The following is a 22,934-nucleotide window of genomic DNA, read 5'->3' as shown; positions in this document are numbered from 1 at the left end:
GGCGCCGGGGCGGCGCCGGGGCGGTGAGGGTGCCGGTGCCGGTGAGGGTGCCGGTGCCGGTGCCGGGGCGGCGCCGGGGCGGTGAGGGTGCCGGTGCCGGTGAGGGTGCCGGTGCCGGTGCCGGTGAGGATGTCCGGCGGTTCCGCGAAGGGGAGGAGGGTTCGCCGCGCGATCAGCCGGGGGTGCGGGACAGGACGCGGATGATCCGGGCCACCTCACGGGCCATCGCCTCCCGGCCCACGCTGAGGTATTTCCGGGAGTCGACCGCCTCCGGATGGTCGGCGAGGAACTCCCGGATCGCCGCGGTCATGGCGACGTTGAGAGCGGTACCGACGTTGACCTTGGCGATACCGGCGCCGACCGCGGCCACCAGACCGTCGTCCGGCACGCCCGAGGAGCCGTGCAGCACCAGCGGCACGGCCAGTGCCGCGTACAGCCGCTGGAGCAGCCCGTGGTCGAGGGTGGCCGTGCGGGCGGTCATGGCGTGCACGCTGCCGATGGCGACGGCCAGGGCGTCGGCTCCGGTTCCGGCGACGAAGTCCCGCGCCTGCTGGGGGTCGGTCCGGGCGCCGGGCGCGTGCGCGTCCAGCGGGCGCCGTCCGTCCTTGCCGCCGACCTGTCCCAACTCGGCCTCGATCCAGAGGCCTTGGGAGTGTGCCCAGTCGGCGGCGGACCGGGTGGCGGCGAGGTTGTCGGCGTACGGGAGGCGGGCCGCGTCGTACATCACCGAACTGAAGCCCGCGCCGGGGGCCTGCCGCAGCAGGTCGTCGCTCTGCACGTGGTCCAGGTGCAACGCCACCGGTACGGCGGCCCGTTCGGCGGCGGCGACGGCGGCGCGGGCCAGCGGCAGCAGCCGTCCGTAACGGAACTTGACGGCGTTCTCGCTGATTTGGAGGACGACGGGGGCGCCGGCCGATTCGGCTCCGGCGACGACGGCTTCGACGTGTTCCAGGGTGATGACGTTGAACGCGGCGACGGCCGAGCGGGCTTCGGCGGCGCGGGTGACCAGTTCGCCGGTTGACGCGAGAGGCACGGGAGTGTCCTTCCGGGCGCGGGGCGGCGGGCTCAGGGGGCGAGGATCACCGAGCGGGTGAGGTGGCGCGGCCGGTCGGGGTCGAGGCCGCGGGCGGCGGCCACGGCGACGGCGAGCCGCTGGACCCGGACGAGCTCGGCGAGCGGGTCGAGACCGCCCTCGATCCATACCGCGCCGGTGTCGCGAACCTGCTCGGCGAGTCCTTCGGGGGCCTCGCCGAGCATCCAGGTGGCCGTGCCCTCGGTGGTGACGCTGATCGGGCCGTGCCGATACTCCATCGCCGGGTAGGCCTCGGTCCAGGACAGGGAGGCCTCGCGCATCTTCAGTCCGGCCTCGTTGGCGAGTCCGACGGTCCAGCCGCGCCCGAGGAAGGTGAACTGGGTGCAGTCGACGAGCCCTTGGGGCAGAGGAGTGGACAGGGCGGTGCGCGCGTCGGCGACGACGGTGTCGGTGTGCAGGCCGAGGTGGGCGCGCAGGAGGGTGAGTGCGGTGGTCGCGAACCGGGTCTGGACGACGGAGCGTTCGTCGGCGAAGTCCAGCACGACGAGCTCGTCGGCGGCCCCCACGACGGGTGTCTCGGGATCGGCGGTGACCGCCGTCGTACGGGTACGCCCCTTCAACCCGCGCAGCACATCCAGCACTTCGGTGGTGGTGCCGGAGCGGGTGAGGGCGACCACCCGGTCGTACGACCGCCCGAGCGGGAACTCGGAGGCGGCGAACGCGTCGGTCTCGCCCAGGCCGGCGCCCTCGCGCAGTGCGGCCACGGCCTGCGCCATGAAGTACGAGGTGCCGCATCCGACGACGGCGACCCGCTCCCCCGGCCCCGGCAGCGCGTCGCGGTGCGGTCCCGCCTCCTCGGCCGCCCGTATCCAGCACTCCGGTTGGCTGTTCAGCTCGTCCTCGACATGGGTCATGCCCACACCCTCCCCTGGCTGATTGTTCCTGCAAGATATAGCGAGCTTTCGAGCACAATCAAGCATCTGGACGCAAGGCCGGGTGCGCTAAGGTCACCGGGAGACAGAGAAGGATCGGGGGACGCCCGGGGAACGGCCGGCGACCGGTCGGAGAACGGAGGGCCGCGGATGTCGCGGGACGCCCGCTGGAAGGCGCTGCTGGAACTGCTCGTCGAGCGCGGCCGGCTGGACGTCGAGGAGGCCGCGGGCGAACTGTCGGTGTCGGCGGCGACGATCCGCCGGGACCTCGACCAGCTCGCCGAACAGCAGATGCTGGTGCGCACGCGGGGCGGCGCGGTGGTGCACGGGGTGTCGTACGAACTCCCCCTGCGTTACAAGACGGCCCGCCGCGCCTCGGAGAAGGAGCGCATCGCCAAGGCCGTCGCCGATCTCGTGGCACCCGGCGAGGCGGTGGGGCTGACCGGCGGTACGACCACCACGGAGGTGGCCCGCGCCCTCGCCGTGCGCGGCGACCTGTCCACCGGCTCTCCGGCACTCACCATCGTCACCAACGCGCTCAACATCGCCAACGAGCTGGCCGTGCGGCCTCAGTTCAAGATCGTGGTGACGGGCGGGGTGGCGCGCCCGCAGTCGTACGAACTCATCGGCCCGCTCGCGGACGGGGTGCTCGGCCAGATCACCCTGGACGTGGCCGTGCTCGGCGTGGTCGCCTTCGACGCCCACCAGGGAGCGGCGGCGCACGACGAGGCGGAGGCCGCGATCAACCGGGTGCTGTGCGAGCGCGCCGAACGCGTCGTGGTGGCCGCCGACTCCAGCAAGCTCGGCCGGCGGGCCTTCGCCCGGATCTGCGGGGCGGACCTGGTGGACACGCTCGTGACGGACGCGGCGGTGAGCCCGGAGACGGTACGCCGGTTCGAGGAGGCGGGCGTCCGGGTCCTGGCGGTGTGACGGCCCGCCGGGCCACCGGTATCCGGCACCCGTTCACCTGGGTCGCGAGCGTGTTCCGACCTCGGCTGCGCGACGCGCGGGCGCTCAGAACACGCCGTGGAGACCCGGACGTGCAGGCGCTCAGAACACGCCGTGGACCCGGACTGCAGGCGCTCACAAGACGCCATGGACCCAAACGCACAGGCGCTCACAACACGCCGTGGACCCAGACGCGCGGGCAGTCACAAGACGCCGTGGGCCCGGACCCGCGGGCGCTCACAACACGCCGTGGACCCAGACGCGCAGGCGCTCAGAACGTGCTGAGTACGGCCGTCACGAATCCCGCCCCCCGCTGGTCGTTGCAGCCGAACACGGGCTGGTCCGCGGGGTCGGGCCACGCCTGCTGGGCCTGGAGCGCCACGCTCACCAGGGTCAGCAGCAGGTCGACGTCGCTGGCGGCGTCGAGGCGCAGGGTCACCCACTGCGAGCCGGGCACGACCCTGATCGCCCCGGCGTCCTTGAAGTCCTTGGCGAACCTGCGGACGGCCCGGTCGGTCAGTCTGAGATCGACATCCCGGTCCGAGTGGAAGTGGGCGATCTCGCCCTGAACCGAAGTCACCGCCTCTCCCAGTCCGCAGCTCGGGACGGCCTGTCTCAGGTCCGGCCAGGTCGCCAGTTGCGCGAACGCGCGTGAGGCCAACGTCATGGGCCCATCATGGCGCGCTCACCCGCCCGCAACCAGCTCGTGAGCAAGTATTAACCGTCCGGTATCCCGCAGGCGTTGCCCACCCGCACACCCGCACCCCCTTCGAACAGGCCACCTTCCGAAGCGTGTTGCCCGAACCCGCCGGGAGGAGACCGCAAAGCCGTCCCGGGCGTGCCGGCTCAAGCGGCCTGCCGGACACGCCGGATACGCGTCGGGCACGCGCCGGACCCGCGCGACGGCCCGGTCCCCGACGGCTCTCCCTCGGTCGGCCCGGTGCGGGGCCACAGTCCGTGACGAGGGGTTCACGCCCCCGCCACCCCCTTGCCCACCTGCGGGGCTCCCCCCTACGCTGATTTTGTGCCGCTAATAAACAAAACCCGATCGCACAGCGTCGTGCCGGGCCAGGGACGTGCCGGGCTGCGCACGGCGATCACCGCCTTCTTCGCGCTGGACGGCTTCATCTTCGCCGGCTGGGTCGTCCGTATCCCCGACATCAAGCAGCAGACGCACGCCTCCGCCGGTGCGCTCGGACTCGCCCTGCTCGGGGTCTCGGCGGGCGCGGTCCTGACGATGACGCTGACCGGGCGGCTGTGCCGCCGCTACGGCAGTCATCCGGTGACCGTCGTGTGCATGGTCGTGCTCTCGCTCAGCGTCGCACTGCCCCCGCTCACGCACTCCGCGGCGGCGCTCGGCACGGTCCTGCTCCTCTTCGGCGCCGCGTACGGCGGTGCGAACGTCGCTTTCAACAGCGCCGCCGTCGACCTGGTCGCCGCTGTCCGCCGGCCGATCATGCCGAGCTTCCACGCCGCCTTCAGTCTGGGCGGGATGATCGGCGCGAGCCTCGGCGGACTGGTTGCGGGCGCTCTCTCCCCCGCCCGCCATCTCCTCGGTCTCACACTCGCCGGGCTCCTCGTCACGGCGATCGCGGGGCGGGCCCTGCTCCGGCACGGGCCTCCGGCACCGGCTCGTACGCCCTCCTCGGCAGTGGGGACGGGTGGCGACGGCGCGCGACGGACGGGCTCACGCGGCCTGGTCGTCGTCTTCGGGCTGGTCGCCCTGTGCACCGCCTACGGCGAAGGCGCCATGGCCGACTGGGGCGCGCTCCACCTGCAGCAGGACCTGGCGGCTTCGGCGGGTACGGCGGCCGCCGGGTACGCGTGCTTCGCACTGGCCATGACCGCCGGACGGCTGAGCGGGTCCGTGCTGCTGGCACGCCTCGGCCGGGCCCGTACCGTGATCGCCGGGGGCACGGTCGGGGCGGCCGGCATGCTGCTCGGCTCGCTGGCCCCCTCGGTGTGGGCCGCGCTGATCGGCTTCGCCGTCACGGGGATCGGGCTCGCCAACCTCTTCCCGGTCGCCGTGGAGCGGGCCGGGGCCCTGGCCGGCCCGTCCGGCGTCGCCGTCGCCTCCACACTGGGCTACGGCGGCATGCTCCTCGGGCCGCCGGCGATCGGCTTCATGGCCGACTGGTTCTCCCTGCCCACCGCCCTCACCAGCGTGGCCGCCCTGGCCGCGGTCGCCGCCGCCGTAGGCGTGTCGACGCGACGAGCCATGGGCGGCTGACACCGGGGCTCCGCAGCGGGGAGAAGCCGGCCGCGGTCCGGACGACCGGCCGCCCCACCCGCCGCGGCCTCTTCCGCGACCTGACCCACCCATCACACCCGACACGCCCCCGCCCGGGGGCCCGCTCTACCCCCACGCCCCCTCCCGAAACCCGCTCCACCACCGCGCCCCCGCCCGAAGCCCGCTCCACCACCGCACCCCCTCCCGAAGCCCACTCCACCACCGCACCCCCCGCCCGAAGCCCACTCCACCACCGCACCCCCTCCCGAGACGCGGGCCATCGACCACACTCAACGCACTCGCGCGCGGGGCCCACTCCCTCCACCCCACCCAACGCCCCCCTCCCGGGGCCTACTCCGTCCACCACCCGCACCGCATCCCCGCGCGGGGCCCACTCCCTCCACCACCCGCACCGCACCCCCTCCCAAGACGCGGTCCATCCGGCACACTCGCCGTATGGAGAGTGCCGAGAACGCCGAGACCGCCGAGTTCCTTCGGACCCTCGACCGGGAGGGCCGGTCGCTGGCCGCGGCCGCCGCGGAGGCGGGGCCCGACGCCAAGGTGCCGACCTGTCCTCAGTGGCAGGTGCGCGATCTGCTGCGGCACACCGGGTCGGTGCACCGGTGGGCCGCCGCGCTGGTCGCCGAGGCCCACACCACGCCCCGGCCCCCCGTCGATCCGCCGGAGCTGGACGGTGCGGAACTGGTGGACTGGTACCGGGACAGCCACCGTCGACTGGTCGACACGCTGGCCGCCGCGCCGGCCGACCTCGAGTGCTGGACCTTCCTTCCGTCTCCGCGCTCTTCGCCGCTCGCGTTTTGGACCCGGCGGCAGGCGCACGAGACGACCGTGCACCGTTACGACGCCGAGGCGGCGTCCGGCGCGGCGGCCTCTCCCATCGCGCCGGACTTCGCGGTGGACGGGATCGACGAGTTGCTGCGCGGCTTCCACGCCAGGTCCAGGAGCCGGGTCCGGTCCGAGGAGCCGCGCGTGTTGCGGGTGCGGGCGGTGGACGCGGGGGCGGACGCCGTGTGGACCGTGCGGCTCACGTCGGGCCCGCCGGTGACCGTGCGGGACGCGGTCGGCGAGGCCGAGACCGAACTGTCCGGCCCCGCCGACCGGTTGTACCTGGCGCTGTGGAACCGCGCACCGGTGCCGAGCGTCACCGGCGACCGCTCGCTCGCCGACCTGTGGCGGGACCTGTCCGGGATCTGACGCCCGGCCGGCACACTCCCTCCAGGCCCGACGCCCGGCCGGCACACGCCACCGGGCCTGACACCCGGCCGGCACACTCCCGGGCCTGACAACCCGGCCGGCGCACCAGGGCTGACGCGCCGTCAGCCCATCTCGTCGAGCATGCGGCTCAGCACGGCGCGCTGCACCGGCCGTACCTCGGCGTGCAGCGCGCGACCCTTCCCGGTGAGTACCACGCGCACCCCGCGCCGGTCCTCGGAGCACATCGCCCGCTCCACGAGGCCGTCCTTCTCCAGGCGGCCGATGAGCCGGGACAGCGCGCTCTGACTGAGGTGGACCCGGTCGGAGATCTCCTGCACCCGGAAGGCACAGCCGCCGTCCGCGGCCGCGCCCTCGGCCAGCAGGTCGAGCACCTCGAAGTCGCTGGCGCACAGGCCGTGCCCGTGCAGTGCCCGGTCCAACTCGCACTGGGTGCGGGCATGGAGAGCCAGGATGCCGCGCCACTGCTCCACGAGCGCCTGCTCGGCCTTCTTCGCCGCCATGACCGCACCGTAGCAGAGGAACACATTTGTTGCATCGGAATTAAATGCTCTTGCAATCAATGCGTGTGCATGTAGTGTCGTCGCCATGACCTCTCCGCTCACCACTTCCACCGACCCGTCCTCGGCGGTTCGCTGGACTCCCCGGCTGTGGGGCACGCTGCTCGTGCTGTGCGCCGCGATGTTCCTGGACGCGCTGGACGTGTCGATGGTCGGCGTCGCGCTGCCGTCCATCGGCTCCGATCTCGACCTGTCGACGTCGACGCTGCAGTGGATCGTCAGCGGCTACATCCTGGGATACGGCGGCCTGCTCCTGCTCGGCGGCCGCACGGCCGACCTGCTCGGCCGACGCCAGGTCTTCCTGGTGGCGCTCGGCGTGTTCGCGCTGGCCTCCCTGCTCGGCGGGCTCGTGGACTCCGGACCGCTGCTGATCGCCAGTCGTTTCGTCAAGGGCCTGAGTGCCGCCTTCACCGCACCGGCCGGCCTGTCGATCATCACCACGACGTTCCCGGAGGGCCCGCTGCGCAACCGGGCCCTGTCCATCTACACCACCTGCGCCGCCACCGGCTTCTCCATGGGCCTGGTGCTGTCCGGTCTGCTCACCGAGGCCAGCTGGCGCCTCACCATGCTGCTGCCCGCCCCGATCGCCCTGATCGCCCTCGTCACCGGCCTGAGGCTGCTGCCGCGCAGCACCCGAGAGAAGAACCACGGCGGCTACGACATCCCCGGCGCCGTCCTCGGTACGGCCTCCATGCTGCTGCTGGTGTTCACCGTCGTCCAGGCGCCCGACACCGGCTGGGCCTCCGTGCGCACCCTGCTGTCCTTCCTGGCCGCCGCCGTCCTGCTGACCTGCTTCGTCCAGGTCGAACGCCGTTCGCCGAGCCCGCTGATCCGGCTGGGCGTGCTGCGCTCGGGCTCTCAGGTCCGCGCCCAGCTGGGCGCGGTCGCCTTCTTCGGCTCCTACGTCGGCTTCCAGTTCCTGACCACCCTGTACATGCAGTCCCTGCTCGGCTGGTCGGCGCTGCACACGGCGATCGCCTTCCTGCCGGCGGGCGCGCTCGTGGCGGTGTCGTCCACGAAGGTGGGCGCGTTCGTCGACCGGTTCGGCACTCCCCGGCTCATCACGGCCGGCTTCGCGCTCATGGTCGCCGGGTACGCGCTGTTCCTGCGCGTCGACCTCGACCCGGTGTACGCGGCGGTCATCCTGCCGTCCATGCTGCTGATCGGCGCGGCCTGCGCGCTGGTCTTCCCCTCGCTCAACATCCAGGCCACCAACGGGGTCGAGGACCACGAGCAGGGCATGGTCTCCGGCCTGCTCAACACGTCGGTGCAGGTGGGCGGCGCGATCTTCTTGGCGGTGGTGACGGCCGTGGTGACCGCGGGCGCTCCCGCACACGCCACCCCGCAGGCCGTGCTCGACAGCTACCGGCCGGGATTCACGGTCGTCACGGGCGTCGCGCTGGCCGGACTGCTCATCACCCTCACCGGTGTGCGCGGCCGTCGTGGCCGGCCGTCGGTCGTGGTCGCCAGGTCCACCGTGGCGGAGGCGGCGCCGGAGCGGGTGCCGGTCCGCGACTAGGGGGAACGCCTCCGCACGTGCGCCCGGCGGACGCCGGCCCGTCCGCCGGGCGCACGTCGACGGGACCGGCCGGCAGGGACGCGTACGGCGCGCGACGGGCCCGGGCTCAGCCCAGCCAGCCCGGTCGTACCAGCCCGGACTCGTAGGCCAGCACGACGAGTTGGGCGCGGTCGCGGGCGCCGAGTTTCACCATCGTGCGGCTCACGTGGGTCTTGGCCGTGAGCGGGCTGACCACCAGGCGGCGGGCGATCTCCTCGTTGGACAGGCCGATGCCGACCAGCGCCATCACCTCCCGCTCCCGCTCGGTGAGCCGGGTGAGTACATCGGCGGCCGCCGGCTCCTTGGAACGGGCCGCGAACTCGGCGATCAGACGGCGGGTGACGCCAGGGGACAGCAGCGCGTCGCCCTCGACCACCGCCCGTACGGCGCGCAGGAGTTCGTCCGGTTCGGTGTCCTTCACCAGGAAGCCGGAGGCACCCGCGCGGATCGCCTCGAAGACGTACTCGTCGAGTTCGAAGGTGGTCAGCATGATCACCTTCACGTTCCGCAGGTCCGCGGCGCCGGTGATGCGCCGGGTCGCGGCCAGGCCGTCCAGCAGGGGCATGCGGATGTCCATCAGGACGACGTCCGGCCGGAGTTCGTCCGCCAGCCGCAGCGTCTCCTGCCCGTCGGCCGCTTCTCCGGCCACCTCGATGTCCGGCTGGGCGTCGAGCAGTGCCTTGAACCCGGCCCGTACCAGCGACTGGTCGTCGGCGAGCAGTACCCGGATCACAGGTCCTCCCGGAAGCGCGTCGGAAGGACGGCGAGCACCCGGAACCCTCCGTCGGGGCGCGGGCCCGCCTCGACGGTGCCACCGAGCGCCGCCGCCCGCTCCCGCATGCCGGCCAGCCCGTTGCCGCTGCCCCCGGCGTCCGTGCCGGCCGCCGGCCCGTCGTCGTCGATCCGCAGCCGCAGCGCGCCGCTGTCGTGGGCGAGACGCACGCGCGCGTGCCGTGATCCGGAGTGCCGTACCACGTTGGTCAGGGCCTCCTGCACGATACGGAAGGCAGCCAGGTCGGCACCCGGCGGCAGCCGCGGCGGCTCGCCCTCGACCTCCACGGTCAGGCCCGCGGTCGCGGCCTGTTCCACCAGTTCGGGGAGCCGGCCGAGGCCGGGGGCCGGCGTGCGCGGGGCGGCGCCGGGTGCGCGCAGGGTGTCGAGGACCTGGCGCACTTCCCCGAGCGCCTCCTTGCTGGCGGCCTTGATCGTGGTCAGCGCCGTCCGCGCCTGCTCGGGGTCGCTGTCCAGGAGGGCGAGGCCGACGCCCGCCTGGACGTTGACGACGGAGATGCTGTGCGCGAGTACGTCGTGCAGTTCGCGGGCGATCCGCAGCCGTTCCTCGTCGGCGCGCCGTCCGGCCGCCCGAGCGCGGTCGGCCCGCTCCCGCGCCCACTGCTCGCGCCGCACCCGGGCCAGTTCGGACAGCGCGACGATGGCCAGCACCCAGGTGGCGATGACGATCTCCTGGGTGACGCTCGTCCTCCCGTCACCCGCGGGCGGAAGCGAGCGGTACAGCCGGAGCGCGACCAGGGCGTGTCCGGCCCAGAGCAGGCCGACGGCCGCCCATGCGGCGCGCCGGCGGCCGGCGACGACCGCGCTGAAGCAGGCGACGGCGACCGTGAGGAAGACCGGGCCGTAGGGATAGCCGAGGGCGAGATAGGCGAGGGCGGCGGCCGCCGTGCCGAAGACCACGGGCACCGGGTGCCGCTGCCGCCACAGCGGCAGGAGCGAGGCGGCCAGCACCAGGGCGACCGCGACGCCGTCGAGCCGGACACGGTGCTGGTTCTGGGCGGCGAAGTGGGTGCCGGCGAGCACGAACGCGGTGAAGAGCAGGGTGGAGCGCCAGGGCAGACGGACCCGGTCCGTCTCGGGGCAGTCCGGGCGGTTCCACCAGAGGGGCCCGTACCGCCACCGGTGCGAGGGTCCGCCCGCCTGTTCCGCTTCCATGCACGCCACGCTAGACGCCGCCGACTGCCGGGACGTCAGCCGGACGGGGTGACCATCGGTACTCCCCGGGGAGTACGCGGCAGCCGGCATCGGGGCGGCGCGGTGGCGCGGCAGCCGGCATCGGGGCGGCGCGGTGGCGCGGCAGCAGGCATCGGGGTCGGCGCGGTGGCGCGGTGGCGCGGCAGCAGGCATCGGGGTCGGCGCGGTGGCGCGGCAGCAGGCATCGGGGCGGCCAGGCGGCGGCCGCGCCGGTGGTACCGCCCGGGGAGTAGGCGGCTCAGGCCGGTCCCAGGCCGACCCCGTGCGCGAGCCGGAGCACCGCGTGCCGGAAGAAGGTCTCGCGGTCCTCGACCACCCGGTGGAACTGCCCGAACAGCTCGAACCCGATCAGCCCGAACATCTGGGCCCAGGCCGCCACCAAGGGCGCCGCCGCCCCGAGCGGCACGTCGGGGGCGAAGTCGGCCGCCATCCGTTCGGCCTCCGGGCGCAGGTCGGCCGGGAGCGGCGGGGTGGCGAGGCCGCCGCCCTCATGGGCGTCACGGACGATGCCGATGAGGACCAGGCCGACCCGGGACGCCGCCCGGACGGTGGTCTGGGGGGCGGCGTAGCCGGGCACGGGCGAGCCGTAGATCAGCGCGTACTCGTGCGGGTGCGCGAGCGCCCAGGAGCGCACCGCCTCGCACACGGCCGTCCAGCGCTCCACGGGCGCGGCGTCGCGGGCGGCGTCCCCGGCCTGCTCGGCCGCCTCGCCGAGGGAGTCGTAGGCGTCGATGATGAGCGCGGTCAGCAGCTCGTCGCGGCTGGGGAAGTAGCGGTACACGGCCGACGAGACCATGCCCAGCTCGCGGGCGACGGCCCGCAGCGAGAGCTTCGCCGCTCCCTCGTCGGCGAGCTGTCTGCGGCCGGCCTCCTTGATGGCCGCGGTGACCTCTGCCCTGGCCCGCGCGCGGGCGCCCTGTGCGGTGCTCATGCCAGCAGTGTGCCACGAAGGAAGAGCGGTGCACACGAAACAGAGCATCGCATCGGAAAGAGAGCGCCGCTCTTGCACTTCGGTCCCCGTGTGCCGCACACTGAAGCGATCGAGAGCACCGCTCTCCCAATCTGTGGGGGTCACCATGTCGTCGACGTCGCCGTACTACCGCAAGGGCAGCGCGTTCACCGTTCGCATGAACGGCGTGATCGGCCGGCTGGCCCGGCACGGCATCAGCCTCGCCGGGACCGCCGAGATGTCCGTGCCCGGCCGCAAGAGCGGCAAGACGCAGCGCATCCCCGTCAACCCGCACACCTATGACGGCGGGGAGTACCTGGTCTCGGCGCGGGGCCACTCCCAGTGGGTGCGCAACCTGCGCGCAGCCGGGGGCGGCGAGCTGCGCGTCGGCCGCAGGGTGCGGAGCTTCACCGCGGTGGAGCTTCCCGACGCCGAGAAACTCCCCGTCCTGCGGACCTACCTGGAGAAGTGGGGGTGGGAGGTCAACGGGTACTTCGCCGGGGTGACCGCCAAGTCCTCCGACGCGGAGATCATCGCCTGCGCCGGCGACCACCCCGTCTTCCGCATCACCGTCACGGGCTGACGGGCTCCTCCGCCGCGGGCGCGTCCGGGCGCCGGTCCATCGCGGTCAGGGCGCGCTGGGCGAGCGGGTGGGCGCGGACCATCTCGCCCAGCGAGGACGAGCCCTGGGTGATGTCCTTGAACGCCTTCCAGGCCGGACGGAAGCCGGTGAGGGCCGCGTGGAAGAGGCCGGGGCGCTTCTCGAACACGGCGAGCAGACGCTTGCCGACGCTCATCTCGACACCGAGCCCCGCCTTGACCGCGAACGCGTAGTTCAGCGCCTGGCGGCGGGTGTCGACCGCGTCGTGGGCCTCGGCGATGCGGACCGCCCACTCCCCGGCCAGCCGGCCCGAGCGCAGCGCGAAGGAGATGCCCTCCCGGGTCCACGGCTCCAGAAGGCCGGCCGCGTCACCGCAGACCAGCACCCGGCCGCGGGAGAGCGGCGAGTCGTCGGCACGGCAGCGGGTCAAGTGGCCGGAGGAGATGGCCGGTTCGAAGCCGGACAGGCCCAGGCGGGCGATGAAGTGCTCCAAGTAGCGCTTGGTGGCCGCGCCTTCGCCCCGCGCGGAGATCACACCGACCGTCAGCGTGTCCCCCTTCGGGAACACCCAGCCGTAACTGCCGGGGATCGGGCCCCAGTCGATGAGGACCCGTCCCTGCCAGTCCTCGGCGACGGGGTCCGGCACCGGGATCTCCGCCTCCAGGCCGAGGTCCACCTGGTCCAGCTTCACCCCGACGTGGGCCCCTATGCGGCCGGCGCTGCCGTCGGCGCCGACGACCGCGCGGGCCAGCACCGTCTCCCCGCCCTGCAGGACCACCGCGACCGTGCGCCGGTCCGGCACCGCCGAGCCGTGCTGCTCGACCCGCTGCACCGTCACGCCCGTACGCAGCTCGGCGCCCGCCTTCTGGGCGTGCTCGACCAGCTGCTGGTCGAACTCGGGCCGGTTGATCAGCCCGAACAGCATCTGGCGGGAGCGGCGGGTGCGCGTGAACCGGCCGTTGTTCGAGAAGGTGACCGCGTGCACCCGGTCCCGCAGAGGCAGCTCGAAGCCGGGCGGCAGCGCGTCGCGCGAGGGGCCGATGATGCCGCCGCCACACGTTTTGTACCGGGGCAGGTCGGCCTTCTCCAGCAACAGCACGCGTCGCCCCGCGACCGCTGCCGCGTAGGCCGCGGAGGCCCCTGCGGGTCCCGCGCCCACCACGACGACGTCCCACACCCGCTGTACGTCGTCCGCCGAAGAGTTCTCGCCGCTCACGATGGTCTACCGCTCCGATCAAGCCGCTGCCGAAGTGTCCCCCGCATCCTACGGCGGCCGTCGTCGCAGGCCACTGTGGGAGTATCAGGGGTACCCACCCCGTTCAACGTCGCACCCACGAGGAGCGTGCCCATGTCGTCGAATCCGGTCGCCGAGACCGTCGCCTCGCTGATGCCCCGGGCCAAGGCGGAGCTGACCGAGCTGGTCGCCTTCAAGTCGGTGGCGGACTTCGCGCAGTTCCCGAAGAGCGAGAGCGACGCCGCCGCCGACTGGATCGCCGACGCGCTGCGCACCGAGGGCTTCACCGACGTCGCTCTGCTGGACACCCCGGACGGCACGCGGTCGGTGTACGGCCTGCTCCCGGGCCCCGAAGGCGCCAAGACGGTGCTGCTCTACGCGCACTACGACGTGCAGCCCCCGCTGGACGAGGCCAGCTGGACCACCCCGCCCTTCGAGCTGACCGAGCGCGACGGGCGCTGGTACGGCCGGGGGACCGCCGACTGCAAGGGCGGCCTGATCATGCACCTGCTCGCGCTGCGCGCCCTGAAGGCGAACGGCGGTGTCCCGGTGCACGTGAAGGTGATCGTGGAGGGCTCGGAGGAGCAGGGCACGGGCGGACTCGAGCGCTACGCCGAGGCCCACCCCGAACTGCTCGAGGCGGACACCATCGTCATCGGGGACGCGGGGAACTTCCGGGTCGGCCTGCCGACGGTCACCACCACCCTGCGCGGCATGACCCTGGTCCGCGTGCGGATCGACACCCTGGCCGGCAACCTGCACTCGGGCCAGTTCGGCGGCGCCGCTCCGGATGCGCTCGCCGCGCTGATCCGGGTCCTGGACTCGCTGCGCGCCGAGGACGGCTCGACCACGGTCGAGGGGCTGGACGCCACGGCGAAGTGGGACGGTCTGGAGTACACGGAGGAGCAGTTCCGCGCCGACGCCAGGGTGCTGGACGGCGTCGAGCTGGTCGGTGACGGTTCGGTCGCCGACCGGATCTGGGCCCGTCCGGCCGTCACGGTGCTCGGCATCGACTGCCCGCCGGTCGTCGGCGCCACCCCGTCGGTGCAGGCCGGCGCCCGGGCGCTGGTCAGCCTGCGGGTGCCGCCGGGCGTCGACGCCGTGGAGGCCACCAAGCTGCTCCAGGCGCACCTCGAGGCGCACACCCCGTGGGGTGCCCGCGTCTCCACCGAGCAGATCGGCCAGGGCCAGGCGTTCCGCGCCGACACCTCCAGCCCGGCCTACCAGGCGATGGCCGACGCGATGGCGGTGGCGTACCCGGGCGAGTCGATGCAGTACGCCGGGCAGGGCGGCTCCATCCCGCTCTGCAACACCCTCGCCGGCCTGTACCCGCAGGCGGAGATCCTGCTCATCGGGCTGAGCGAGCCGGAGGCCCAGATCCACGCGGTCAACGAGAGCGTGTCGCCCGAGGAACTGGAACGCCTGTCGGTCGCCGAGGCACTCTTCCTGCGCAACTACGCGAGCTGACACGTCCCGCCGCCGGCCGCCCCACCCACGACCCCGGGGGCGGCCGGCGGTATGGGGCGGTGTGGCCTCTTTCCCCAGTCCGACAGAGGCAGTCGCCCGCCGGGGGGACGGGACCCCGCTGAACGCGCACTCGTTTCCGCCGGGGCGGAACCTCGCCGAGCGCGGAGCCCGTGGCCTGCCGTGCCCCGCGGCGGGCCGCACCTCCACTGAGCGCTGGCGGGCCGCACCTCCACTGAACGCTGAGGCCGTCGCGAGCGGCGCGCCGAGCGTCTCGGAGAGGGTGCTCCGGGGCCCCGGCCCCCGGGCCCCCGGGCCCCCGGCTCCCCGGCTCCCCGCGGCGGCCTGCCCCTTCGCCGGCCACCGGGGTCGTGGCCACCGGGAGTCCCCCGTGAGCCGAACTCCTCTGCCGTCGGCAGAGCCGCTGCCCTCCGGGCGGGGCCGCCGCCTACCGTCGGCGCATGGACGTCATCGAACTCCTCCCCCGCCTGCATCTGCTGCGCTTCCCGGTCGGCCAGGCCTATCTCTGGTGCGACGACGCGGAGTTGACGCTGGTCGACGCGGGCGTGGCCGGCTCCGGCCGGGCGATCGCGGAGGCTGTCACGGCACTGGGGCACGCCCCCGGGGACGTACGGCGGATCGTGCTGACCCATTTCCACGAGGACCACGCGGGCGGTGCGGGCGAGTTCGCGGCGCTCAGCGGAGCACAGGTGCTGGCGCACCCGCTGGACGCGCCGTACATCCTGGGCGAACTGCCCGGCCCGCCCCCGCGGTTCGAGGAGTGGGAGCTGCCGATCCACGCGGAGGCGGCCAAGCATCTGCCCGAGGGCCGGCCCGTGCCCCCGGCCGCGGTCGTCGGCGTGTCGGACGGTGAGGTGCTGGACTTCGGCGGCGGTGCCCGGGTGCTCCACGTCCCCGGGCACACCGACGGCAGCATCGCCCTGTTCCTGGCCGCCGGGCGCGTCCTGTTCACCGGGGACACGGTGGCCGCGGCGCCGGACGGGTCGGTGATCCCGGGGGTGTTCAACCTCGACCGGCGGCACGTGCTGGAGTCCCTCGCCCGGTTGGCGGACCTGGACGCGGAGGTGGCCTGTTTCGGGCACGGGGATCCGGTGCTGGGAGACGCCGCGGCGGCCCTGCGCCGGGCGGCGGCTCAGCCGACCGGCACACCGGCCTCCAGGTAGAGCGCGGTCCCGCGCTCCCGTGCGCGCAGGGCCCAGCGCAGCCGCTCGTAGCGGACCGGCGGGAGCATCTCGGCGGCCTCCTGCTCGGTGGCGAAGCGCCAGGCCCGCAGCTCGGGGCCGGGCAGCAGCACCCGGGACGCCTGGCCGGACTCCAGCCGGCCGCCGTCGAAGAGCAGCCGGAGTCCGCCGAAGCCGGGCGGTGCGGGCCGTTCCCAGTCGACGACGAGCAGTCCGGGCACCTCGCGCAACCGTATCCCGGTCTCCTCCGCGACCTCGCGCATCGCGGCCCGGGCCGGGGCCTCGCCGCGCTCGACCACGCCGCCGGGGAACTCCCAGCCCGGTTTGTAGGTGGGGTCGACCAGCAGGACCCGGTCCTGGTCGTCGAAGAGCAGGACCCCGGCGGCGAGTGTCTCGGCGCTGGGCTCGGGAGTCTGCACGATGTCGCAGGCGGGCACGGCACCGCTGCCGACCGACTCGGCGATGTGCACGGCGGTCTCGCGCGGGGTGAGGTCGCTGGTGTCCACGAGGTGGGCGTCGGCGGTGAGCCAGGAGGCGAGTGCCGCGCGGTAGGGCTCGATGTGGCCGTAGGACCACCGGCGTGTCCGCGTCTCGCCGTCGGGCAGCTCCGCAGGTACCTCGCGCGCGGCCGACCGCTCGCGCAGGATCGTTTCGGCCGGGGCGAGCAGGAGGTGGTGCACGGGGATCCTGCGGGCGGCGAGACCGCCGAAGATCTCGTCGCGGTAGTCCTGGCGGAGCAGGGTCATCGGCACCACGAGGGTGCCGCCCAGCTCGGCCAGCAGCCCGGCCGCCGTGTCGACCACGAGCCGGCGCCAGACCGGCAGGTCCTGGAGGTCACCGACCTCGGCCAGCCGCTTGGCCGGCAGCAGGTGCGTGAGCGCCGCGCCGACGACCTCGGGGTCGAAGAGCGTGCTGTTCGGGATCAGTTCGATCAGCTCCCGTGCGGTCGTGGTCTTCCCCGCACCGAACGCGCCGTTGATCCAGACGACGGTCACGGACTCCCCCTCTTCTGTTGGCCCCCTGTGGCTTGCCCGCTCCACCCTGCCACGGAAACCCCGCCCCGGTGAGGGCGCCCGTACCGGTGTGCCGGTGCCCCCGGGGCGGGGAACACCGGCACCCGAGCCGTACGCCGGGCGGTTCTACTCCTGCCCGAGAACGCTGTCGTCGACGGCGAAACTGTCGTGGCTGACGAGCTGACCGGCACCGTCGAGGGTGTCCGAGACGTTGATGTCGGAGAGGGGCCCGTGGTCCGCGGCGTGGGACGGGGTGATGGCGGCCACGACGAATCCGGTGGCGAGGGAGGCGATGGCGAGCATGCTGCGCTTCTTCATGCGCTGATCAACTGCGGAAGCGACCGGGGGTCACGCGGATCACCACGGCCGGCCGCGTGAGGCCGACGTCGAGTCCGGGCCGAGGCGCGGAAATCACCTGGTCCGGGCGATCACGCCGCGGGTGGGTTCGCCGCCCTCGGCGTCCCGGGCGGGCGCGTACGCCGGTGCGGCGAACCCGGCGGGAGGACCGGCCATCCGAAGCCAACACATCCGAACGTCCGTTGCCGCCCACAGGGCGCGATAAGCGGGCTGCGGACGGAATTGACGGGACATCGGACAACCGTGCCACACCTCTTCCAACAGAGTCCGACAGGTTCTACCGTGAACGCGCATCGATGACGCGTACATGCAGTCCCGGGCGGCCGCATGCCGTCATCCACCTTTCGCGAGTCGGAGGAGCGTCGACCATGCGTCACCCTCACACCCGCACGACCCGTCGCAGAGTGATCGGGGCACTGGTCGCGGGACTGCTCTGCGCGGGCGGTCTCGCCGCCCCGGCGCTGGCGGCTCCCGCGTCCGAGCCCGCGCCGGCCGTGGCCGACGGCCTCGCCCTCACACCGCCGATGGGCTTCAACAACTGGAACTCCACGCACTGCCGGGCCGACTTCAACGAGGCGATGGTCAAGGGCATCGCGGACCTCTTCGTCGCCAAGGGCCTGAAGGACGCGGGCTACCACTACGTCAACCTGGACGACTGCTGGGCGCTGCCCGACCGCGACGGGAACGGCAAACTGGTGCCCGACCCGGCCCGCTTCCCGGGCGGCATCAAGGCCGTCGCCGACTACGTCCACGCCAAGGGCCTCGGCCTCGGCATCTACACCAGCGCCGGCACGAAGACCTGCAACAGCGCGGGCTTCCCGGGCGCCCTGGGCCACGAGTACAGCGACGCCCAGCAGTTCGCCGACTGGGGTGTGGACTACCTCAAGTACGACAACTGCAACAACCAGGGTGTCGACGCCAAAACGCGCTACCGGACCATGCGCGACGCGCTGCGGGCCGCCTCCGCGAAGACCGGGCGGCCCATCGTCTACAGCATCTGCGAATGGGGCGAGAACAAACCCTGGGAATGGGCGGCGGACGTCGGCCAGCTGTGGCGGACCACCGGTGACATCAGCGACAGCTGGGGCTCGATGCTGTCCATCGCCAAGCAGAACCTGCCCCTCGCGCGGTACGCCGGTCCCGGCCACTGGAACGACCCCGACATGCTGGAGGTCGGCAACGGCGGCATGACGGACACCGAGTACCGCTCGCACTTCTCGCTCTGGTCGGTCATGGCCGCACCGCTGCTGATCGGCACCGACCTGCGCAAGGCCTCCCAGGCGACCTTCGACATCCTGGGCAACAAGGAGGTCATCGCCGTCGACCAGGACCCGCTCGGCAAGCAGGGCACGGTCGTCTCCTCCGCGGGCGGACGCTGGGTGGTCGCCAAGGAGATGAAGGACGGCAGCCGCGCGGTGGCCCTCTTCAACGAGTCCGCGACGCCCCAGCGCATCGCCACCAGTGCCGGCGCCGTCGGGCTGCCCGATGCCGGCGCCTACACCCTGCGCGACCTGTGGCAGCACCGCGGCTACAACACGGCAGGCGCCATCGCCGCCACCGTTCCCGCCCACGGCACGGTGCTGCTGCGCGTCTCGGCCGACCCGCACTGGGCCACCCGTCCGCCGGCCACCGAACTGGGCCTGGACGGCTCCCCGTTGCTGGAGTCGGGCACCCCGGCCACGCTGACGAGCACGGTCACCGACCTCGGCCGTACGCCCGCACGGCAGGTGTCCGTGTCACTGGCCGGCCCCGAGGGATGGACGGTACGCCCCGCGTCGGCGACCACGGCCGCCACCCTCGCGACGGGCAGGACGCTGCGCACCGGTTGGCGGGTGACCGCCCCGGCCGGGACACCGGCGGGCTCCTACGGCCTCACGCTCCGGGCGGGTTACCGCTCGCCCTCGGGGCAGCGCGTGACCAACACCCTGGAGCTGACCGCCGCCGTCGTCGTGCCGCCGCCCTCCGGGACGTCGTACCTCAGCGACCTGCCGCTGCTGTCGGCGACCAGCGGCTGGGGACCGGTGGAGCGCGACACCAGCAACGGGGAGAGCGCCGCGGGCGACGGGAACCCGCTCACCATCGACGGGGTTGTGTACGCCAAGGGACTCGGCGTACACGCACCCAGCGACCTCTCCTTCTACACCGGCACGTCCTGCGAGAGCGTCACCGCGGACGTCGGCGTGGACGACGAGAAGGGCGCCAAGGGCACGGTCGCCTTCGAGATCTGGGCGGACGGCACGAAGGTCGCCTCGACCGGTGTGCTGACCAACGCCCAGCCCGCGCAACCGGTCACCGCCGACATCCGCGGCGCCCAACTGGTCCGGCTCGTCGTCACCGACGGCGGGGACGGCAACGACTCGGACCACGCGGACTGGGCGGACGCCCGGCTGAACTGCTGACCTCGGCGGCCGAAGACCCGGCCGGAGAGCACGGACGCCCACCGCGACCGGGAGCCCACCGCCGTCAGGGCGCCCGCCGCGGTCGTACGCCCGCCGCCCCCGGGTCCGGCGGCCGGCCCGCGCCCGCGGTCAGGCCGCGACCGCGGCCGTACGGCCGCCGCCGTGGGATGCTCTCCGGCCGGGCGTCGCCTCGGTCAGGCCTCGCCGCGGACATCCAGGCGCCGCGGCCGGGCCCCCGCCCTCAGACGCTCGCCGCGGTCGGGTCCCGTCTGCGGACCAGCGCGGCCGCGGCGGCGCCGACCAGGCCCGCGTCGGTGCCCGTCTGCGCGGGCACGACCGTCAGCCGCCGTACGAACGACAGGGTGGCGTAGTCGGTGAGCGCCTTGCGCAGGGGCGTGAAGAGGATGTCTCCGGCCTTGCCGACGCCCCCGCCGATCACCGCGATGTCGATCTCGACCAGGGTGGCGGTGGCCGCGATGCCTGCGGCCAGTGCCTGCGCGGCCCGCTCGAAGGAGGCCAGCGCGACCGGATCGCCCGCCCGGGCGGCGTCGGCGACGGCGGCGGCCGAGGTGTCGCCGTCCGGACCCGGCCGCCAGCCCCGCTCCAGGGCACGGCGGGCGATGTTGGGGCCGCTGGCGATGCGCTCCACACAGCCGCGCGCGCCGCACGGGCACGGGTCGCCGTCCAGATCCACGCTGATGTGCCCGATGTGCCCGGCGTTGCCGGTCGGGCCGGGGTGCAGCCGGCCGTTCAGGACCAGGCCGCCGCCGACACCCGTCGAGACCACCATGCACAGCGCGTTGTCGTGGCCGCGGGCGGCGCCCTGCCAGTGCTCGGCCGCCGTGATCGCCACGCCGTCGCCGATCAGCTCGACCGGAAGCCCGCCGGCGGCCGAGCGCACCCGCTCGACCAGCGGGAAGTCGCGCCAGCCCGGCACGTTCACCGGGCTGACGGTGCCCGTGGACGCGTCCACCGGGCCCGCGCTGCCGATGCCGATCGCACCGGCGCGGGCCCACAGCGGTGATCCCACCAGCTCGCCGAGCGCCTCCTCGACGGCCCGCATGACCGTCTCGCCTTCCTGCCGGGCGGGCGTGGCGCGCTGGGCGCGTGCCAGGATCCGTCCGTCGCCGTCCACCAGCGCGCCTGCGATCTTGGTGCCGCCGATGTCCAGGGCCGCCACGAGGTCGGTGTGCATCAGAGTCAGATCTCCCCGTTGAAAAGCTCGAGAACCGTACGAGTCAGGCCGGTCAGACGGTGGGGGCGCAGGCCGGAGACAGCGGTGGACAGTCTCTCGCGCATCTGACAACGTTGTCCAGGCTCTATGCTCGACGCCACATCCTCATACAAGCCCATGGATCGCCCCACACCACCCCCCATGGGAGCACACGGACGACAGGACAGGACAGCGCATCGTGCCCGAGACCACCCGCCGCGCAGACGGTCACACCGGGACCCGCTACGGCACCCGTCCGACGATGAAGGACGTGGCCGCACGGGCCGGGGTCGGCCTGAAGACGGTGTCCCGCGTGGTCAACGGCGAGTCCGGCGTCACCCCGGACACCGAGCGGCGCGTGCGGGAGGCGATCGACGCACTCGGCTTCCGCCGCAACGACAGCGCCCGCGTGCTGCGCAAGGGCCGTACGGCGAGCATCGGACTGGTCCTGGAGGATCTGGCGGACCCCTTCTACGGTCCGCTGAGCCGCGCGGTGGAGGAGGTGGCCCGCGCGCACGGCGCCCTGCTGATCAACGGCTCCAGCGCGGAGGACCCCGAGCGCGAGCAGGAGCTGGCGCTGGCCCTGTGCGCGCGGCGGGTGGACGGTCTGGTGGTGATCCCGGCCGGGGACGACCACCGCTACCTGGAGCCCGAGATCCGGGCGGGCGTGGCGACCGTGTTCGTGGACCGGCCGGCCGGCCGGATCGACGCCGACGTGGTGCTGTCCGACAACTTCGGCGGTGCCCGCGACGGGGTCGCCCATCTGATCGGGCACGGGCACCGGCGGATCGGTTTCATCGGCGACATGCCGCGCATCCACACCGCGGCCGAGCGGCTGCGGGGCTACCGGACGGCCATGGAGGACGCGGGGATACCGATCGAGGAGCGCTGGATGTCCCTCGGGACGACCAGTCCCGAGCGGGTGCGCCGGGCGGCGCGGGAGATGCTCGGCGGCCCCGATCCGGTCACCGCGATCTTCACCGGCAACAACCGGGTGACGGTGACCGTGATCCGGGTCCTCGCCGAGCAGTCCCGCCGGGTCTCCCTCGTCGGGTTCGACGACATCGAGCTGGCCGATCTGCTCCAGCCGGGTGTCACCGTCGTCGCGCAGGACGCGGCGGCCCTCGGCCGGACGGCGGCCGAACGTCTCTTCAGGCAGCTCGACGGCGGCCTCGTGGCGCCGGAGCGCATCGAGCTGCCGACCCGTCTGATCACGCGCGGCTCGGGTGAGCTGCCGCCGGCCGACTGAGCCGCGTATGGCCGGCCGCACCCTGGAGGAACTCGGCCTCGCCGAGGCGGCCCGCGACCATCCGCTGGCCTACCCCGGCACCTGGCCGGCCGGCACCGGACTGCTGGACGGCGACCGGATGCTGCCGCTGGAGCGCCTGGTGCACGCCGACCGCAGGCCGGTGCTGGCCGTCGGCTCCAACGCCTCTCCGGGGCAACTGCGGCACAAGATGGCCGAGTTCGGGGTCCCCGGCGTCATCCCCATGGTGCGGGCACGGGTGTCCGGGGTCGAGGTCGGCGTCTCGGCGCACGTCAGCCGCATGGGTTATGTGTCCGCCTCACCGGTCAAGTCCCAGTTCGGCGCCCGGGAGTTGTTCGTCATCTGGCTCGACCGCCGCCAGCTGGACGTGATGGACGCCAGCGAGGGCGCACCACTGCCCGACGGGAACTTCCGGCGGCTGTGGCTGCCCGCGCCGGACGTCCGGGTCGAACTGGCCGACGGCCGGGCCCTGCCGGGGGTGTACTCGTACGTCAACCGGCACGGGGTGCTGCGCGACGGCAGCGGTGGACCGCGCCGCCATCCCGGCCAGCGCGCGCTCCTCACCGAACTCCTCGCCCGGTCCGCTGAGTTGCGGAGGCTGTTCGGGGTGACACCGGAGGAGTTCAGCGCCCGCGCACGCGGTGACGCCCGCCGGTGCGCCCACGGGACACGGCTGTTCGCGGCGCACGGGTGGGTCACGCGGTCCGGGCTCGAGCCGTACGGCGCCGGTCCGGCGGCCGGGCAGGCCGGGTAGC

21 protein-coding genes are annotated in these 22,934 nt (G+C 73.6%); 10 read left to right on the top strand and 11 right to left on the bottom strand.

The annotated features are described in order from the left end of the window. Positions 1-172: 172 nt before the first annotated feature. The gene (locus tag ABVB68_RS28710; protein WP_353604072.1) at positions 173-1,033 is read right to left on the bottom strand and encodes a class II fructose-bisphosphate aldolase; all 861 of its coding nucleotides are present in this window, start codon (positions 1,031-1,033) and stop codon (positions 173-175) included. Between the two features lie 32 nt (positions 1,034-1,065). Beyond that, positions 1,066-1,947, bottom strand: a complete 882-nt coding sequence (locus ABVB68_RS28705) for an SIS domain-containing protein (RefSeq protein ID WP_353604071.1) — start codon at positions 1,945-1,947, stop codon at positions 1,066-1,068. 168 nt (positions 1,948-2,115) lie between these two features. On the opposite strand from ABVB68_RS28705, the gene ABVB68_RS28700 reads away from it, so the two are divergent. Then, the gene (locus tag ABVB68_RS28700; protein WP_353604070.1) at positions 2,116-2,895 is read left to right on the top strand and encodes a DeoR/GlpR family DNA-binding transcription regulator; all 780 of its coding nucleotides are present in this window, start codon (positions 2,116-2,118) and stop codon (positions 2,893-2,895) included. Between the two features lie 289 nt (positions 2,896-3,184). Here ABVB68_RS28700 and ABVB68_RS28695 read toward each other — a convergent pair whose 3' ends face one another. Further along, on the bottom strand, positions 3,185-3,580 hold the full coding sequence (locus ABVB68_RS28695) for a luciferase domain-containing protein (RefSeq protein WP_353604069.1): 396 nt from the start codon (positions 3,578-3,580) through the stop codon (positions 3,185-3,187). A gap of 357 nt (positions 3,581-3,937) precedes the next feature. Here ABVB68_RS28695 and ABVB68_RS28690 point away from each other — a divergent pair, with 357 nt between their 5' ends. Together ABVB68_RS28690 and ABVB68_RS28685 are read left to right on the top strand one after the other, a co-directional pair. After that, positions 3,938-5,143, top strand: a complete 1,206-nt coding sequence (locus ABVB68_RS28690; protein ID WP_353604068.1) for an MFS transporter — start codon at positions 3,938-3,940, stop codon at positions 5,141-5,143. 456 nt (positions 5,144-5,599) lie between these two features. Next, positions 5,600-6,358: a maleylpyruvate isomerase family mycothiol-dependent enzyme gene (locus ABVB68_RS28685; RefSeq protein ID WP_353604067.1), complete on the top strand. Its 759-nt coding sequence runs from the start codon at positions 5,600-5,602 to the stop codon at positions 6,356-6,358. Positions 6,359-6,480: 122 nt separating this feature from the next. On the opposite strand, the gene ABVB68_RS28680 is transcribed toward ABVB68_RS28685, so the two are convergent. Then, complete coding sequence (locus ABVB68_RS28680) at positions 6,481-6,879, bottom strand: MarR family winged helix-turn-helix transcriptional regulator (protein WP_353604066.1); 399 nt, start codon at positions 6,877-6,879, stop codon at positions 6,481-6,483. Positions 6,880-6,964: 85 nt separating this feature from the next. Between ABVB68_RS28680 and ABVB68_RS28675 the strand changes: the two genes are divergently transcribed. Further along, positions 6,965-8,455, top strand: a complete 1,491-nt coding sequence (locus ABVB68_RS28675) for an MFS transporter (protein WP_353604065.1) — start codon at positions 6,965-6,967, stop codon at positions 8,453-8,455. Positions 8,456-8,561: 106 nt separating this feature from the next. On the opposite strand, the gene ABVB68_RS28670 is transcribed toward ABVB68_RS28675, so the two are convergent. The 3 genes from ABVB68_RS28670 to ABVB68_RS28660 all read right to left on the bottom strand — a co-directional run bounded on the left by ABVB68_RS28670 (position 8,562) and on the right by ABVB68_RS28660 (position 11,411). Then, positions 8,562-9,227 (bottom strand): response regulator transcription factor, encoded by a 666-nt coding sequence (locus ABVB68_RS28670; RefSeq protein ID WP_353604064.1) that lies wholly within the window; start codon positions 9,225-9,227, stop codon positions 8,562-8,564. After that, positions 9,224-10,441, bottom strand: a complete 1,218-nt coding sequence (locus ABVB68_RS28665) for a sensor histidine kinase (RefSeq protein WP_353604063.1) — start codon at positions 10,439-10,441, stop codon at positions 9,224-9,226. The genes ABVB68_RS28670 and ABVB68_RS28665 overlap by 4 nt, the downstream gene beginning before the upstream one ends. Before the next feature lie 277 nt (positions 10,442-10,718). Continuing rightward, positions 10,719-11,411 (bottom strand): TetR/AcrR family transcriptional regulator, encoded by a 693-nt coding sequence (locus ABVB68_RS28660; protein WP_353604062.1) that lies wholly within the window; start codon positions 11,409-11,411, stop codon positions 10,719-10,721. A gap of 145 nt (positions 11,412-11,556) precedes the next feature. Between ABVB68_RS28660 and ABVB68_RS28655 the strand changes: the two genes are divergently transcribed. Continuing rightward, positions 11,557-12,012 (top strand): nitroreductase family deazaflavin-dependent oxidoreductase, encoded by a 456-nt coding sequence (locus ABVB68_RS28655; RefSeq protein ID WP_353604061.1) that lies wholly within the window; start codon positions 11,557-11,559, stop codon positions 12,010-12,012. Here the strand turns inward: ABVB68_RS28655 and ABVB68_RS28650 are convergent. Beyond that, the gene (locus tag ABVB68_RS28650; protein WP_353604060.1) at positions 12,002-13,246 is read right to left on the bottom strand and encodes a geranylgeranyl reductase family protein; all 1,245 of its coding nucleotides are present in this window, start codon (positions 13,244-13,246) and stop codon (positions 12,002-12,004) included. The two genes, ABVB68_RS28655 and ABVB68_RS28650, sit on opposite strands and share 11 nt — an antisense overlap. Positions 13,247-13,378: 132 nt before the next feature. Between ABVB68_RS28650 and ABVB68_RS28645 the strand changes: the two genes are divergently transcribed. Both ABVB68_RS28645 and ABVB68_RS28640 read left to right on the top strand, forming a co-directional pair. Next, on the top strand, positions 13,379-14,731 hold the full coding sequence (locus ABVB68_RS28645) for a dipeptidase (RefSeq protein WP_353604059.1): 1,353 nt from the start codon (positions 13,379-13,381) through the stop codon (positions 14,729-14,731). A gap of 458 nt (positions 14,732-15,189) precedes the next feature. Beyond that, the gene (locus ABVB68_RS28640; RefSeq protein WP_353604058.1) at positions 15,190-15,912 is read left to right on the top strand and encodes an MBL fold metallo-hydrolase; all 723 of its coding nucleotides are present in this window, start codon (positions 15,190-15,192) and stop codon (positions 15,910-15,912) included. On the opposite strand, the gene ABVB68_RS28635 is transcribed toward ABVB68_RS28640, so the two are convergent. Then, positions 15,882-16,925 (bottom strand): NUDIX hydrolase, encoded by a 1,044-nt coding sequence (locus tag ABVB68_RS28635; protein ID WP_353604057.1) that lies wholly within the window; start codon positions 16,923-16,925, stop codon positions 15,882-15,884. The genes ABVB68_RS28640 and ABVB68_RS28635 overlap by 31 nt on opposite strands. 144 nt (positions 16,926-17,069) lie before the next feature. Continuing rightward, entirely contained in the window at positions 17,070-17,261 is a 192-nt protein-coding gene (locus ABVB68_RS28630; protein WP_353604056.1) for a hypothetical protein, read from the bottom strand. Positions 17,262-17,668: 407 nt separating this feature from the next. Here ABVB68_RS28630 and ABVB68_RS28625 point away from each other — a divergent pair, with 407 nt between their 5' ends. Continuing rightward, positions 17,669-19,699, top strand: a complete 2,031-nt coding sequence (locus ABVB68_RS28625; RefSeq protein ID WP_353604055.1) for an NPCBM/NEW2 domain-containing protein — start codon at positions 17,669-17,671, stop codon at positions 19,697-19,699. 241 nt (positions 19,700-19,940) lie between these two features. On the opposite strand, the gene ABVB68_RS28620 is transcribed toward ABVB68_RS28625, so the two are convergent. Further along, positions 19,941-20,894 (bottom strand): ROK family protein, encoded by a 954-nt coding sequence (locus tag ABVB68_RS28620; RefSeq protein WP_353604054.1) that lies wholly within the window; start codon positions 20,892-20,894, stop codon positions 19,941-19,943. Between the two features lie 217 nt (positions 20,895-21,111). Here ABVB68_RS28620 and ABVB68_RS28615 point away from each other — a divergent pair, with 217 nt between their 5' ends. Together ABVB68_RS28615 and ABVB68_RS28610 are read left to right on the top strand one after the other, a co-directional pair. Beyond that, complete coding sequence (locus tag ABVB68_RS28615) at positions 21,112-22,161, top strand: LacI family DNA-binding transcriptional regulator (RefSeq protein WP_353604053.1); 1,050 nt, start codon at positions 21,112-21,114, stop codon at positions 22,159-22,161. A gap of 7 nt (positions 22,162-22,168) precedes the next feature. Then, positions 22,169-22,933 carry a hypothetical protein gene (locus ABVB68_RS28610; protein ID WP_353604052.1) on the top strand — a complete coding sequence of 255 codons (765 nt, stop codon included), beginning with the start codon at positions 22,169-22,171 and terminating at the stop codon, positions 22,931-22,933. Position 22,934: the final 1 nt, after the last annotated feature.

This window comes from Streptomyces sp. NPDC096012 (assembly GCF_040426375.1).
Lineage (GTDB): Bacteria > Actinomycetota > Actinomycetes > Streptomycetales > Streptomycetaceae > Streptomyces.
Note: the sequence above shows the minus strand (reverse complement) of the source record. Positions and strands in the feature narration are given on the sequence as shown.